Origin of the sequence: Actinoplanes sp. CA-131856 (genome assembly GCF_050956135.1) — a bacterium.
GTDB lineage: Bacteria > Actinomycetota > Actinomycetes > Mycobacteriales > Micromonosporaceae > Actinoplanes.
On record NZ_CP191849.1, the window covers coordinates 4,982,315 to 4,995,635 of the forward strand.

General features: G+C 71.1%; 14 protein-coding genes. 6 read left to right on the plus strand and 8 right to left on the minus strand.

From position 1 onward, the window contains the following. Nucleotides 1-84: 84 nt before the first annotated feature. Together ACQP2X_RS23010 and ACQP2X_RS23015 are read right to left on the minus strand one after the other, a co-directional pair. Nucleotides 85-687 (minus strand): hypothetical protein, encoded by a 603-nt coding sequence (locus ACQP2X_RS23010; RefSeq protein ID WP_498700116.1) that lies wholly within the window; start codon nucleotides 685-687, stop codon nucleotides 85-87. 17 nt (nucleotides 688-704) lie between these two features. Then, a complete protein-coding gene (locus tag ACQP2X_RS23015) occupies nucleotides 705-1,742 on the minus strand; it encodes a cellulose binding domain-containing protein (RefSeq protein ID WP_498700118.1) in 1,038 nt (345 codons plus the stop codon). Between the two features lie 73 nt (nucleotides 1,743-1,815). Here ACQP2X_RS23015 and ACQP2X_RS23020 point away from each other — a divergent pair, with 73 nt between their 5' ends. From ACQP2X_RS23020 to ACQP2X_RS23035, 4 genes are all read left to right on the plus strand, one after another. Then, nucleotides 1,816-3,588, plus strand: coding sequence for a rhamnogalacturonan lyase (locus tag ACQP2X_RS23020; protein WP_498700119.1), 1,773 nt, complete (start codon nucleotides 1,816-1,818; stop codon nucleotides 3,586-3,588). 53 nt (nucleotides 3,589-3,641) lie between these two features. Next, the gene (locus tag ACQP2X_RS23025) at nucleotides 3,642-4,055 is read left to right on the plus strand and encodes a hypothetical protein (RefSeq protein ID WP_498700120.1); all 414 of its coding nucleotides are present in this window, start codon (nucleotides 3,642-3,644) and stop codon (nucleotides 4,053-4,055) included. A gap of 10 nt (nucleotides 4,056-4,065) precedes the next feature. Then, entirely contained in the window at nucleotides 4,066-4,440 is a 375-nt protein-coding gene (locus ACQP2X_RS23030) for a VOC family protein (protein WP_498700122.1), read from the plus strand. Nucleotides 4,441-4,509: 69 nt separating this feature from the next. After that, nucleotides 4,510-5,094: an RICIN domain-containing protein gene (locus ACQP2X_RS23035; RefSeq protein ID WP_498700123.1), complete on the plus strand. Its 585-nt coding sequence runs from the start codon at nucleotides 4,510-4,512 to the stop codon at nucleotides 5,092-5,094. 2 nt (nucleotides 5,095-5,096) lie between these two features. Here the strand turns inward: ACQP2X_RS23035 and ACQP2X_RS23040 are convergent, their stop codons facing one another. The 3 genes from ACQP2X_RS23040 to ACQP2X_RS23050 are packed head-to-tail and all read right to left on the minus strand — an operon-like array spanning nucleotide 5,097 to nucleotide 9,015. Continuing rightward, a complete protein-coding gene (locus tag ACQP2X_RS23040; protein ID WP_498700126.1) occupies nucleotides 5,097-6,443 on the minus strand; it encodes a (Fe-S)-binding protein in 1,347 nt (448 codons plus the stop codon). Next, nucleotides 6,444-7,562: an FAD-binding oxidoreductase gene (locus ACQP2X_RS23045; protein WP_498700127.1), complete on the minus strand. Its 1,119-nt coding sequence runs from the start codon at nucleotides 7,560-7,562 to the stop codon at nucleotides 6,444-6,446. Between the two features lies 1 nt (nucleotide 7,563). Then, nucleotides 7,564-9,015 carry an FAD-linked oxidase C-terminal domain-containing protein gene (locus ACQP2X_RS23050; RefSeq protein ID WP_498700129.1) on the minus strand — a complete coding sequence of 484 codons (1,452 nt, stop codon included), beginning with the start codon at nucleotides 9,013-9,015 and terminating at the stop codon, nucleotides 7,564-7,566. A gap of 62 nt (nucleotides 9,016-9,077) precedes the next feature. Between ACQP2X_RS23050 and ACQP2X_RS23055 the strand changes: the two genes are divergently transcribed. Further along, on the plus strand, nucleotides 9,078-9,761 hold the full coding sequence (locus ACQP2X_RS23055; protein WP_498700130.1) for a hypothetical protein: 684 nt from the start codon (nucleotides 9,078-9,080) through the stop codon (nucleotides 9,759-9,761). 120 nt (nucleotides 9,762-9,881) lie between these two features. Here ACQP2X_RS23055 and ACQP2X_RS23060 read toward each other — a convergent pair whose 3' ends face one another. Further along, the gene (locus ACQP2X_RS23060) at nucleotides 9,882-11,039 is read right to left on the minus strand and encodes a cytochrome P450 (RefSeq protein WP_498701007.1); all 1,158 of its coding nucleotides are present in this window, start codon (nucleotides 11,037-11,039) and stop codon (nucleotides 9,882-9,884) included. A 287-nt stretch (nucleotides 11,040-11,326) separates the two neighbouring features. On the opposite strand from ACQP2X_RS23060, the gene ACQP2X_RS23065 reads away from it, so the two are divergent. Continuing rightward, on the plus strand, nucleotides 11,327-11,743 hold the full coding sequence (locus ACQP2X_RS23065) for a helix-turn-helix domain-containing protein (protein WP_498700132.1): 417 nt from the start codon (nucleotides 11,327-11,329) through the stop codon (nucleotides 11,741-11,743). Here the strand turns inward: ACQP2X_RS23065 and ACQP2X_RS23070 are convergent. Then, nucleotides 11,682-12,722 (minus strand): MAB_1171c family putative transporter, encoded by a 1,041-nt coding sequence (locus ACQP2X_RS23070; protein ID WP_498700134.1) that lies wholly within the window; start codon nucleotides 12,720-12,722, stop codon nucleotides 11,682-11,684. The two genes, ACQP2X_RS23065 and ACQP2X_RS23070, sit on opposite strands and share 62 nt — an antisense overlap. Next, nucleotides 12,719-13,186, minus strand: coding sequence for a hypothetical protein (locus tag ACQP2X_RS23075; RefSeq protein WP_498700136.1), 468 nt, complete (start codon nucleotides 13,184-13,186; stop codon nucleotides 12,719-12,721). The genes ACQP2X_RS23070 and ACQP2X_RS23075 overlap by 4 nt, the downstream gene beginning before the upstream one ends. Nucleotides 13,187-13,321 lie beyond the last annotated feature (135 nt).

Below are 13,321 nucleotides of genomic sequence, written 5' to 3' on the forward strand. Positions count from 1 at the left end.
TACGCGAACCGGGCGCGTTGAAAAGAGGCCGTCACCCCGGCCGTTCGCGCGGCGCCGCTGATTCCCCTCGCGCAGGTGACGCCGCTACGCGAAGTGCGCCATCGTCGCCCGTGTGCTGTCGATCAGGGCCGCTTTGAGCGCCTCGAGGTCGTCGCAGGGGTGGGACCCGAGGTCGGCGGCGACGCTAATCTGGCTCATCAGCATCGCGTTCGCGTCGAGGACGTGCAGGTGCGCCGAGCAGATGGGAATGCCGGGGGAGGGGGAGTCGACGGTGGCGATACGAGCCTCACGCCCGAGGCCGGGCACGTCCGTGATGCGCTCGTCGTCGGTCTTCTCCACCTCCCACGACAGCGACGCCTCGAAGGAACTGGCGAAGCGGTTGATGGTGAGCCTTCCGGCGCCTTGCCGCCGGCCGGCGTCGAACATGGCGTAGTCGCAGACGGAGGGCAGCAGCCCCTTTTCCGGCTGTGACGACGGCACGCCGAGGCGCCGCTCGAGCGGCCCGGTCTCGAGCGCGCCACAGACGTCGGGCTTCTCCGCGTAGCGGGTCTCCGTGGCCGCGTTCAGACCGCGGATCCCGCCGACGGTGACGACGAGCGTCGTCACCAGGCCCAGGGAAGCCCCGATGTACGCCTTGGCCCACCCCGGCCGGCGCGGCGGCGGATCCCATGTCGCGGTCTCGATCACCGCGACAAGGTACGGCATCAGCCGATGGCCCGCGCCACCTCCGGGTACCAGCGGGTGGCGATCTTCACGTTGCCGGCGTCGTTCGGGTGGACGCCGTCGTACGTGTCGGTGGCGGTGTCGAAGCCCGTCCACTGGTCGACGACGGTGATGGGGGAGGCGGCGGTGGACAGGCCGGCGGCCCAGGCCGGGATGGCGGCGTTGAGATCGACCACGCGCTGGCCGCACTCGGCGCAGTTGCTCGCGTTCATCGGGATGATCTGGGCGACCAGGATCTTCATGGCCGGGTTCTGGGCGCGCATCTGCGAGACCAGCTTGGTGAACGCGGCGAGGATCGTGGTGGGGGAGAGGTTGTTCCAGACGTCGTTCGTGCCGAAGTGCATGAGCACCACGTCGGGATCGGTGGCCGAGAGCCAGCCGACCAGCTGGTTCTGGGTGGCGACGGTGGTGGCCAGGAAACCGCCGTGGCCCTCGTTCTCGCCGTCGTAGGCGAAGCCGCAGCCCTGCCCGGGCAGCGTGCCCACGAAGTCGACCCGGTCGGCCGGCAGCTTCTGCCAGAGCAGAGCGCGCCAGCAGCCGGGCGAGCCGGTGATCGAGTCGCCGAGCGCCATGATCTTGACGGGCTCGTCACCCGCCGGCGGCGGAGTGGTCGGGGTCGGTGTCGTGCCTCCGTTGCAAGCCGTGCCGTTGAGGGCGAAGGCCGTCGGGGCGGCGCCCGAGCCCGATCCGTTGAAGCCGAACGACGTGGTGGCGTTGGTGGCGAGCGCGCCGTTCCAGGCGGCGTTGCGGACGGTCACGGCGGCCCCGGACTGGGTCACGGAGCCGTTCCACAGCTGGGTGACCGTCTGTCCCGACGGGAAGGCGAACGTCAGCGTCCACGAGCTCACCGGGTCGCCCAGGTTGGTGACGTCGACCGAGGCGCCGAAGCCGCCCGGCCACTGGGCGGTCGTCCTGTACGCGACCGTGCAGCCTACGGCGGCCGACGCGGGCGCGGCCGCGACCAGCGTGGCGGCGCCGGCCAGCAGGCCGGCGATCAGGGCCGTACACCATCTCCGCATGGCTTCTCCTTGACTCATCCATCGACACGCGTCAATCTGGGAGCGCTCCCGAAGCTATCGAGAGGAGACTCCGGTGTCCAGCAGGGCAAAGATCGCGGCGGGCTTGGCCGTCCTCACCGCGGGCGCGGTGATCACGGTGGCGACCAGGGCCGAAGCCGCCGACGGACGGCAGCGCGAGCGGCTCGACCGCGGCCTGATCAGCGTCCGCTCCGGCAGCGGCAACCTGGTCAGCTGGCGATGGCTGGCCACCGACCCGGCCGGCGCCGGGTTCAACCTCTACCGCGGCTCGGCCAAGCTCAACTCGGCGCCCATCACCGCGTCGACAAACTATCTGGACGCCGGCGCCGCCGCCTCCGCCTCGTACACGATCCGCCCGGTCGTGGGCGGCGCCGAGCAGGCGGCCGAGGGCCCGAGCCTGACCTTCGGCAGCGGCTATCTCGACGTGCCGATCCAGAACCCGAACAGCTCGCTCTACGCGGCCAACGACGCCAGCGTCGGCGACCTCGACGGCGACGGCCGCCTCGACCTGGTGCTCAAGTGGGAGCCGCTCAACGCCAAGGACAACTCGCAGTCCGGCGTCACCGACCCGGTCTACGTCGACGGCTACCGCCTCGACGGCACCCGGCTGTGGCGGATCAACCTGGGTCGCAACATCCGGGCCGGTGCTCATTACACCCAGTTCCAGGTGTACGACTACGACGGTGACGGCGACGCCGAGGTGGCCATGAAGACGGCCGACGCCACGACGTCCGGCACCGGCCAGGTCATCGGCAACTCCGGTGCCGACTACCGCAACTCCAGTGGCTACATCCTGAGCGGCCCCGAATATCTGACCGTGTTCGACGGCCGCAACGGCGCCGCCCTGTCGACAGTGGACTACGTGCCCCCGCGCGGCACGGTCTCCTCGTGGGGCGACTCGTACGGCAACCGGGTCGACCGTTTCCTGGCCGGCACCGCCTACCTCGACGGTGCCCGCCCCAGCCTGATCATGGCCCGGGGCTACTACACCCGTACGGTGATCGTGGCCTGGGACTTCCGCAACGGCACGCTGACCCGCCGCTGGACCTTCGACAGCAACAGCTCGACCAACCCGGGAACGGCCGGGCAGGGCAACCACCAGCTGTCGGTGGCCGACGTCGACGCCGACGGGCGCGACGAGATCGTCTACGGCTCGCTGGCCGTCGACGACAACGGCGCCCGGCTCTGGAACACGGGCCTGGGCCACGGCGACGCCCTGCACGTGGGCGACCTGAACCCGTCACGGGCCGGCCTCGAGGTCTTCAAGGTCGACGAGGACGCCAGCAAGCCGTCGTCGTGGATGGCCGACGCCCGCACCGGCCAGATCCTCTGGAGCACCCCGTCCGGCGGCGACAACGGCCGCGGCGTCTCGGCCGACATCTGGTCGGGAAGCGCCGGCGCCGAGTCGTGGTCGTCACTGGCCGACGGCGTCCGCAACCCGAACGGCTCGGTCGTCTCGTCCCGCAAGCCGAGCTCCACGAACTTCGTCGTCTGGTGGGACGGCGACCCGGTCCGCGAACTGCTGGACGGCACCCACATCGACAAGTACGGCACATCGTCCGACACCCGCCTGCTGACCGCGTCGGGCGTCCACTCCAACAACGGAACGAAGTCGACCCCGTCCCTGTCCGGCGACATCCTGGGCGACTGGCGCGAGGAGGTCATCTGGCCCACGAGCAACAACACGGCCCTGCGGATCTACTCGACCCCGGTGCAGACCGACCGCCGGGTGGTGACTCTCCTGCACGACATCCAGTACCGGGAGGCCCTGGCCTGGCAGAACACCGCCTACAACCAGCCACCCCACCCGAGCTTCGCCATCCAGTGACCCCCGTTCCCGGTTCACCTGTGGCACCATCGGGCGACCACCACACGTCGGAAGTGTCAGTGCCCCGCCGGCCGCCCGCAGCCGTTCGCGCCGCCCTCCGGCGCCATCACCGCCGGTCTCCGCGCCGCCGGGTCGACGTGCCCGGCCTCTCGGCGGCGGCGATGCGGCAGTTGCGTGCCCTCGATCGCGCTCAGGGGTGGCCCGACAACCGGGCCGCCGAGGCGGTCGGCGTCTGGTGCGGGCCCGCGCGGGGCGAGGGCGTCCCGTGGCATGGCGACGACTACGACTGGCGGAACCCCGAAGACCCGCGGGCGGTCATCGAGGTCGCGCTGCGCCGGTTGTCCCGCCGGGCCCGGCGCGAGCTCCGCGCTCTGGTCGGGCCGGCCGACGAGCGGCGCCGGCGGCGGTGGCCCGCCGATCCGTTCGCGCCCCGGAACCTGCCGTGGTGGCTGCGGACGTGGCGGTAGGTTGACGGGCATGATCCTTCGCCACATCACCATCGACAGCTCACAGCCGTACGAGCTCGCCCGGTTCTGGAGTGAGGTGACCGGCTGGCCGCTGTCCGACGAGGACCTTCCGGACGACGACGAGGTGCTGCTGGCCGCGCCCGACCCGGTGCCGAGCCTGCTGTTCATCCGGGTGCCCGAGACCAAGACGGTCAAGAACCGCCTGCACATCGACTGGATGCCCGACGAGCGCACGCGCGACGAGGAGGTCGAGCGGCTGATCGGCATCGGCGCCAAGCTCTACGAGGACCACCGCGCCGAGGGCGGCCTGGGCTGGGTCACCATGCAGGACCCCGAGGGCAACGAGTTCTGCGTGGAGCGCAGTACCACGGAACGCGATCTCTAGGGTCTTGATCGATCGGCTTCCATGCGGAACCATGTTTCGCACTGAGAAACCGAGAGAGGGGACTCGTCCATGCTCAGACGCATCACCGTGCTCATTTCCGCTGTCCTTCTTCTGATCACCACGGCCTGGGCCCTGCCGGCTCAGGCCGTCGGCGTCTATAGCCGGGCCTTCACCAACGTGGCCCACAACGGCTACGAGAAAAAGAGCATGTGCCTCTGGACGTACGACACCCGCGCCGACGACCACAGTCCGTACCTCAAGAGCTGTGCGTCGTCGCCGAACAGCCTGGCCAAGTGGTGGCTGCATCAGAAGTACGACAACTGGGGCAACACCGGCAACCCGCTGTGGGTGCTCCAGAGCCAGGGCACGTCGTCGACCTCCTGTCTGGAGGCGCACCCGAACGGCTACCCGTCCCTCAACCTGTCCCTCGGCACCTGCAACTGGGCCGGCGGGGGCGACGACATGAACAAGCAGTGGGAGGCCCTCAAACAGACGAACGGATCCTGGGTGATCCGGAGCGTCGGCGCCAGGGTGTACGGCAAGTACCTGTGCATCGGCGCGTTCGGCAAGGGCAGCGTCCCGGTCCTTCTCCAGGAATGCACCTTCGACACCAACCAGCAGTGGTTCGCGGGTAACGCCACTCCGGTGTCGTAGCGCTAGACGAACGACGGGCCCAGGTTGCGGATCGAGGCGTCCAGGACCTGGGCCGTGTGGGCCAGGGCGATCGTGCCGCCCTGGCGGCGGATCGCCGAGGCGACCTGCATGAGGCAGCCGGGGTTGGCCGTCACGAGGAGGTCGGCCCCGGTGGCCAGCACGTTCGTGGCCTTGCGGTCGCCCAGCTCGGCCGCCGGGACCGGGTTGAGGATGTTCCAGACGCCGGCCGAGCCGCAGCACATCTCCGGGTCCGCGATCTCGCGGACGGTCAGGCCGGGGATGCCCTTCAGCAGGGAGCGCGGCTGATGCCGTACGCCCTGGGCGTGCCCCAGATGGCAGGCGTCGTGATAGGCGACCGTCAGCGGCAACGGGTGGCGCTCGGCCACCGGGCCGAGGTCGTGCAGCAACTCGGCCAGGTCGCGGACCTTCGCGGTGAACGCGGTGGCCCGGTCCGCGTACGCCGGGTCGTCGGCCAGCAGGACGTCGTACTCCTTCAGGGACGAGCCGCAGCCGGCCGCGTTGACCACGAAGTAGTCCATGCCGGTGTGCTCGAACGTGTCGATGAGCTTGCGGGCGAACCGCTGCGCCTCCTCCTTGCGTCCGTTGTGCACGCTCAGCGCGCCGCAGCAGCCCTGCGAGGGCGGGATCAGCACGTCGCAGCCCTCGGCGGCCAGGACGCGGACGGTCGCGGAGTTGACCTCGGGGAAGAACGCGCCCTGGACGCAACCGGTCAGCATGCCCACGACTGCGCGCCGGGCTCCGCGGGCCGCGACCCGCCGCGGCGGCGGTGGGACCCGGCGGGGGTGCGGGGCGAGCGCCTCGAGCGTGGCGAGGGTGGGGGAGAGCCGGGCCAGCAGGGGACCGAGCAGACCGGAGAGGCCGAGGCCCTTGTACGCCCGCAGCGGCCCCCGGAGAAGTCGCAGCCGCCGCCGGTACGGGAAGACCGCGAAGATCGCCGACCGGAGGGCACGGTCGCGCGGTGAACGGGTGTGCCGGCGCTCGATCTGGGCCCGCGTGTCCTCGATCAGCCGGTCGTACTTCACCCCGGACGGGCACGCGGTCACGCACGACATGCAGCCCAGGCACCGATCGAAGTGCGCCACCATCGAGTCGCTGAGCGGCTCGCCGGTCAGCCCCTGGTTCATCAGATAGACGCGGCCGCGCGGCGAGTCGGCCTCGGCGCCCCACAGGTCGTACGTCGGGCAGGCCGGCAGGCAGAACCCGCAGTGCACACAGTCGGCCACCAGATCGGCCCGCGGGGGATGGTCGTCGTCGAAGGCGGCGGGCCCGGCCACCGGTCCCAGCACGTCGCGGGGTGGTTCGCCGGTGCCCCACGTGGCGTCGACCATTCAGATGCCTCCCACGAAGCGGCCGGGGGCGAAACGCCGCGCCGGGTCGAACTGGTCCTTGATCCGGCGCATCAGCGCGAGCCCGGGCACCGGGCCCCACATGTCCAGGATGTCGCGCACGGGCGGCGGCGCGGTCAGCACGACCGCGTGCCCGCCGAGAGTCACGCACAGCGCCCGCAGCCGCTCCACCTCGGTGATGTCCCGCGGCGCCGCGTAGAGCACGCCCGTTCCGGCCGATCCGCGCACTTCGAAGCCCGACGAGGCCAGCGACGGCACTTGCGATTTCGGCACGGACAGCTTCATCCCGATCCCGTCGTCCGCCCACGGCGGCACACCCCACCAGGCCGGCGCCTCCTCGCTGATCTCGCCCCCGATGAGCTTCTCCACGGCCGAGGCTCTTTCCCGTACGCCGGTGGCGGTGCCCTCGAGCAGGACGGCCAGCTCCCCGGAGGCCGAGTCGATCTCGAGCGCGCTCGGCACGACCTGCGCGCCCAGCACGGCGGCGGCCAGAGAAGCCGGGCCGGTCGTCCGGACGTACATCTGGGAAGCCGGAACCGGATGCAGCCGGAACGCGCACTCGGTGATCAGCCCGAGGGTTCCGTAGGAACCCGTGAAGAGCTTGCCCAAGTCGTAGCCGGCGACGTTCTTGACCACCTTGCCGCCGGAGCGGGCGACCTTGCCGTCCGGCCGCACGATCGTGATCCCGATGAGCAGGTCGCGGACCGTCCCGTAGTGCAGCCGCAGCGGCCCGCTGGTGTTCGCCGCGACCGTCCCGCCCACCGTTGCCCCGGCCGGGCCGTCGAGCACGAGCCGCTGGTCGCCCAGCGACAGCGCGGACAGCGGCGTCCCGGCCCGGATCACGGTGATCAGATCGCCCGCGGCGTGCTCGACGACACCGGACAGCCGCGTCGTGTCGATGATCAGGTCGAGGCGGTCCGGGGGAGGAGCCCAGTGGATCTTCGTGCCGGCGCCGCGGACCACGACGGTGAGGTCGCCCGCCTCGGCGATCAGCGCCGCCGCCTCGGCCGTCGACGCGGGTGAGGCGACCAGGCGGGCCGGGACGCCGCCCACGTGGTCGTCGCCGGTGGCCGGCCGGGTCAGCTCGTCGAGGGCGCCCACGTCAGAACACCTCGGCATCGCCGAAGGCGTCGGCCGCCCGATGGCGGCCCGGTCGCTCCCCGCAGAGCCGGGGCGTCGGGAAGATCTTGCCGGGGTTGGCCAGGCCGTCCGGGTCGAACGCGCAGCGCAGCAGCTGCATGGTGTCCAGGTCGTCGTCGCCGAACATGCGCGGCATGTACTTCGCCTTGTCGGCACCGACGCCGTGCTCCCCGGTGATCGACCCGCCGTACTCGATGCAGAGGTCGATGATCGCCCCCGAGGTGGCCTCGGCCCGCTCGGCCTCGCCCGGGACGCCGTCGTCGAACAGCACCAGCGGGTGCAGGTTGCCGTCACCGGCGTGGAAGACGTTGGCCACCCGCACGCCGTTCTCCGCCGCCAGGTCGTCGATCTTGCGCAGGACCTGCGGCAGGGCGGTCCGCGGGATCACACCGTCCTGCACGATGTAGTCGGGACTGATCCGGCCCACCGCCGCGAACGCCGACTTGCGGCCCTTCCAGAACAGCGCCCGCTCGGCGTCGTCGGCCGCGATCCTGATCTCGAACGCCCCGCTCTCCTCGCACAGCGCCGTCACCTGCTCGAACTGCGCCTCGACCTCGGCCGACGGCCCGTCCAGCTCGACGATCAGCACCGCTCCCGCGCCGGCCGGATAGCCGCAGGCCACCGCCGCCTCGGCCGCCTCGATGGCCAGCGCGTCCATCATCTCGATGGCCGCCGGCACCACCCCGGCCGCGATGATGGCGCTGGTCGCGGCGCCGGCCTGGTCGACGCCGGGGAACGCGGCCAGCAGCGTGCGCACCGACTCGGGCAGCCGGGTCAGGCGCACGGTCACCTCGGTCGCGATGCCGAGCGTGCCCTCGGATCCGACGAACGCGCCGAGCAGGTCGTAACCGGGCGGGTCCTCGGCCCGCCCGCCGACCCGGACCAGCTCGCCGTCGGGAGCGACGAACTGCAGGCCGGTCACGTGGTTGGTGGTGAAGCCGTACTTGAGGCAGTGGGCGCCGCCCGAGTTCTCGGCCACGTTGCCCCCGATCGAGCAGATCTGCTGGCTCGACGGGTCGGGCGCGTAGTAGTAGCCGTGCGGCGACGCGGCCCGGGTCACCTGGAGGTTGATCACGCCGGGCTCGACTACCGCGCGCTCGTCCTCGGGGGCGACGTCGAGGACCCGGCGCATCTGCGCGGTCACGATCAGCACGCCGTCGGCGTGCGGGAGCGCCCCGCCGGACAGGCCGGTGCCCGAGCCCCGGGCCACGAACGGGGCCCGGGCGTCGACGCAGGCCCGGACCACGGCCGCGGTCTGCGCGGCGGTGTGCGGCAGCGCCACGATGGCCGGGACCACCCGGTAGTGCGCGAGGCCGTCACATTCGTACGTCCGCAGCTCCTGCCGGTCGGTGATGACCTGGTCGGGGCCCAGCTCCGCCCGCAGCCGCCGGGCCAGCGCATCGAGGTCGGTCACCCCGACAACCTAACCCGGAGCGCCCGGATCCGTCACGGTATGTGTTCTGCGAAGATGGCCCGATGCTCGCTCGTATCGCCGCCCCCGCGCTCTGCGTCGTGCTCCTGGCCGCCGGCTGCTCGTCCGGCGGCGACGACCCGGCGCCCGAGCCGACCGGCCTCATCGCCGCCACCACGATGCGCGGGGCGCTGCTGCAGGCGACCGACATCGGGCCGACGTGGGCCGCGCCGGCCACCGCGCCCGACCCCAAGCAGCTGGTGAGCATCTGCGGCGGCACCTCGACGGCGCCCCCGGTGCCGCCCGGCGGCGAGGTCGTGGCCGCGTCCTTCGTGGACGAGGGGGAGAAGGGCGCGCAGACCCTCGACCAGACGGCCCTGGTCTACGGCGACGCCAGCGCGGCCAAGGCCGGGCAGGCGGCGCTGCGCGCGGTGGCCGACGGCTGCAAGGCCGACGTGTCGGTGCCGGCGACCGTCACGAACGACAAGTCCGAGCCGGCGTACACCGAGACCGTCGAGATCAAGACGCTGAACGAGAGCGGCTGGGACGGCTTCGCGGTGATCCGCCACAAGAAGTACGAGCCGAAGCACCCCGGCACGGCCGACACCGCGGTCGCCGTGCTGACCAAGAGCAATGTGGTGCTCGTCGATGCGTACGCGATCTATCAGCTGAACAACGCCAGCACGTCGCCCAACTTCAGCGGCGACTGGCAGAAGCTGGTTGGATCGGTTGTGCAACGCGTCGGCTGAACCTCGGAGCAACCTGTGAATGAGCCTCCCGGGATGGACAGCCCGCCGGAGAAGGTCTAATGTTCCGAGTGCGCCGTTGTGAGTTCTTCCCCCGTGGAATTCACAGCGGCGCCCTTATTTTCACCGGTTTGTCGTGACCGGCAGCTTGGTATATCCGCGCAGCGTCAGGCTGTCGCGCCGCTCGGCCCCCTCGGCGCGTGCCAGTTTCGGCAGCCGGCGCATCAGTGCCGGGAAGGCGACCTGGGCCTCCAGCCGGGCCAGCGGAGCGCCCAGGCAGTAATGGATGCCACCGCCGAACGAGAGCGGCGCGTTGTCCGCGCGGCGCAGGTCGAGCCGATCGGGGTCGGCGAACCGCTCCGGATCGCGGTTGCCGCCGCCCAGATAGGCGACGAGGCGGTCACCGGGCTCGATCGGCACGCCGGCGATCGTGGTGGCGTCCCACGCGACCCGGCCCAGCAGCTGCACCGGCGAGTCGAACCGCAGCAGCTCCTCGGCCGCGGCCTCCGCGTCCTCCTGGAGGGCCGGGATCTGATCGGGGTGGTCGAGCAGCGCGACCAGGCCGTTGGCCAGCAGGTTGGTGGTCGTCTCGAAACCGGCCGCGAACAGCAGCGCGGCCATCGTGAGCAGCTCGTCCTCGGTGAGGCGGTCGCCCTCCTCCTCGGCGCTGACCAGGGCGCTGAGCAGATCGTCCTGCGGATCCTTCCGGCGCTCGGCGGCCAGCGCGGTCAGGTAGTCCCGCATGATCTTCGCGGCCGGGTCGGCCTTTTCCAGGACCTCGGGCGTGATGATGTCGAGCACCTGCGACCAGTCGCGGACCAGGGTCTGGAACTGCGCGCGGTCCTCCCGGGGGACACCGAGCAGCTCACCGATGACATTGGCCGGCAGCGGGAAGGCGAAAGCCGACACGAAGTCGGCCTCACCGGCGCCCTCGAGGTCGTCGAGGAGCTCGGCCACCATCCGCTCCACCGCCGGGCGCAGCTCCTGCACGCGGCGCGCGGTGAAACGTGAGCTGACGAGCCGGCGCAGACGCGTGTGGTCGGGCGGGTTCTGGGCGATCATGCTGGTGAAGAACTGTTGCAGGGCCGGATGGTCGGCCCAGTCGGGGAATCCGACGAAGGCCAGCATGTGGGCCGGCATGTGGCCGAGCTTGGGGTCGCGGGCGACGGCCGCACAGTCGGCGTGACGGGTCACGACCAGCGCGTTGTCCCCGGCCCGGACCATCGGGGAGATCTCGCGGAGCCGGGCGTACCGGGGATAGGGATCTTCCCGGCCGACCATCGTGGTGAGCTCCGTCAGCAGGGCGAAGACTTCCGGACTCTCGACAACGGACGTCACGGCGGGCTCCTCTCGACGCATCGATACATCCCGAAGCCTAACGAGCGGGTGCGACAGAAAGGGGTTGAGTGGGCCGTGAGCTTGGCTTACGCTCGGGCGGGCTCATCAACCACAGTTTATGGCGTCCTGCATCGGGGGATGTGCATTGGCCGGCCCCGGCCGGTCCCTGCTCATGGACGCCGTTCGCTGTATGGTGGGCACCTCATCTTGTCCCGGGGGAGGAGGGCGTGGTGGGCGCCTTCTCCATCGCCGAGAAACTCGATCGCCTGTTCCGCTCGGTCCGGCCGGCGGGGCAGGGCGAGCCGAGCTACATGGCCGTGGCCGAGGCGATCCGGGCCGATCAGGGCGTGCCGATCTCGCACACCTACATCTGGCAGCTGCGCACCGGGCGCCGCGGAAATCCGACCATCCAGCATCTGACCGCGCTGGCCACCTATTTCGGCGTGCCGGTGGCGTACTTTCTGGACGATGAGCAGGCGGCCCGGGTCGACGGTCAGCTCGCGTTGCTGCGGACCCTGCGCGACGCCGGGGTCACCGAGATCGCGCTGCGGGCGGCCGACGTGTCGCCGCGCGGGCGCGACACGATCAGCGAGCTGATCCGGAAGGTGTGGGAGTCCGAGCGCCGGCCCGGCGATACTCCCGGCTGACCGCGCCGAGCCACGCGACCTCGTCGGCCAGGGTCGAGCCGACCGGCGCCCATGTGGCCCCGCTCGGCGAAGGGGGCTCTCCCGCGTTCCGGCGCGCGAGGGCCCGTACGAGGGAAATCGCCTCTGACCTGGCCGTTGTGCCGGCCGAGGGCTCGAGGTAGGGACGCAGCGCGAGCATGCCGTCCCTGATCTCGATGACCCGGCGGTAAAGGCGCAGGTGGACGTCGTCGACGCCGGCCAGCTCGACGATCGCGCGGCGCGGCGTGAAGAGGATGATCTCGGGGAAGGTATCGCGCATGGCCTTCCACAAAGGCCTCAGGACCAGGAGATTCCGGTACGCCGTCAGGGCGCTCCGAGCTCTCGGACTGGCCGCGATCATGCCGCCGGTGACCGTGAACAGCACCGCGACGGTCTGGATCTGCTCGGCGATCGGCTCGGCGTCGCGGAGGTCCTCGACGGCCAGCGCGCTGATCCGGAAGAACGCGAAGACCGTGATCAGCGCCGTGCCCACCGCCATCAGCCGCAAGGCGAAGCGGGGCAGGCCCTGGCTCACCTGACGGCTCGTCGACCAGAAGAGGCCGGTTGCGTTGATCAGGACGAAGGCCAGGTACGCCTCGAGGATCAGCCAGTAGACGGGATCATGGGTGGGCACCCGTGGCGACGGCGGCACCCTGTCGGCCGTGATCACGAGGGCGACCAGGACGAGCGCGACCAGGACGGCCTGACGGCGGTTGTCGCCCCGGCCGGTGACCAGCGTGACGAAGCGGAGCAGGAAGAAGGCCGCCAGCACCCCGCACAGATGCGACAGAACGGGCTGGCGGACCTCGGCCAGGACCGGCGGGAAAGAGTTGGTCTTGGCGAGCGTCACCGCGGCCAGCGACGCCCACAGGGCGCGCTGGCGGCGGTCCCGAAATACGGTGGGAAATCGGACGATCGCCATGCCCCAGAGCAGTGTCAGCAGGACCGCCGAGAGGATCACTCCAGGCCCAGGGCCTTGGCCACCCGGCCCAGCGTGGTGCGCGGCGGCCTGGGCGAACGGCCGCGGATCAGCGACGCCATCATCTCGGCCTCGCGCTCCTGGGCGTCGGAATAGGCGGCCCGGCCCAGCACCCGGCCGACGGTCGCCGGGTCGAGATCGGGGAAGAGCCGGGCCAGCGAACCGTCGGCCCCGGAGTGTCCGCTCAGGATGTGGGCCAGCTCGTGCAGCACGATGTGCTCGGCGTGCAGCGGGGACGTGCCCGGGTCGTAGAAGACGTGGTCGGCCTCGGGGGTCCCGATCCACAGGCCGCAGGGCGCGTCCGCGCTGAGCCCGGGCACCGGCCGGCGGATCAGCGGACGGCCGCGCCGCTCGGCCACCTCGGCGCAGAACGTGTCCAGATCGAACGGATCGGGCACGCGGACCCCGCGCAGGCGCGACTCGCATCGCCGCCGCAGGTTTTCCACCGTGGCCACGCTACTCGCCGTGGTCGCTGCGCGGAACTGCGCGGAGAAAGCGCTTACCGAACAGGAGGTGATGGTGACCTGTGGAAAACCCCACGGGACAGTTAACTATTCGGCGGATCTCTGCATAGCCTTACG

Coding starts and splice junctions, on each gene's coding strand:
- ACQP2X_RS23040 (WP_498700126.1), bottom strand. CDS start 6,443: ATGGTCGACGCCACGTGGGGCACCGGCGAACCACCCCGCGACGTGCTG.
- ACQP2X_RS23035 (WP_498700123.1), top strand. CDS start 4,510: ATGCTCAGACGCATCACCGTGCTCATTTCCGCTGTCCTTCTTCTGATC.
- ACQP2X_RS23030 (WP_498700122.1), top strand. CDS start 4,066: ATGATCCTTCGCCACATCACCATCGACAGCTCACAGCCGTACGAGCTC.
- ACQP2X_RS23055 (WP_498700130.1), top strand. CDS start 9,078: ATGCTCGCTCGTATCGCCGCCCCCGCGCTCTGCGTCGTGCTCCTGGCC.
- ACQP2X_RS23015 (WP_498700118.1), bottom strand. CDS start 1,742: ATGCGGAGATGGTGTACGGCCCTGATCGCCGGCCTGCTGGCCGGCGCC.
- ACQP2X_RS23060 (WP_498701007.1), bottom strand. CDS start 11,039: ATGGTCGGCCGGGAAGATCCCTATCCCCGGTACGCCCGGCTCCGCGAG.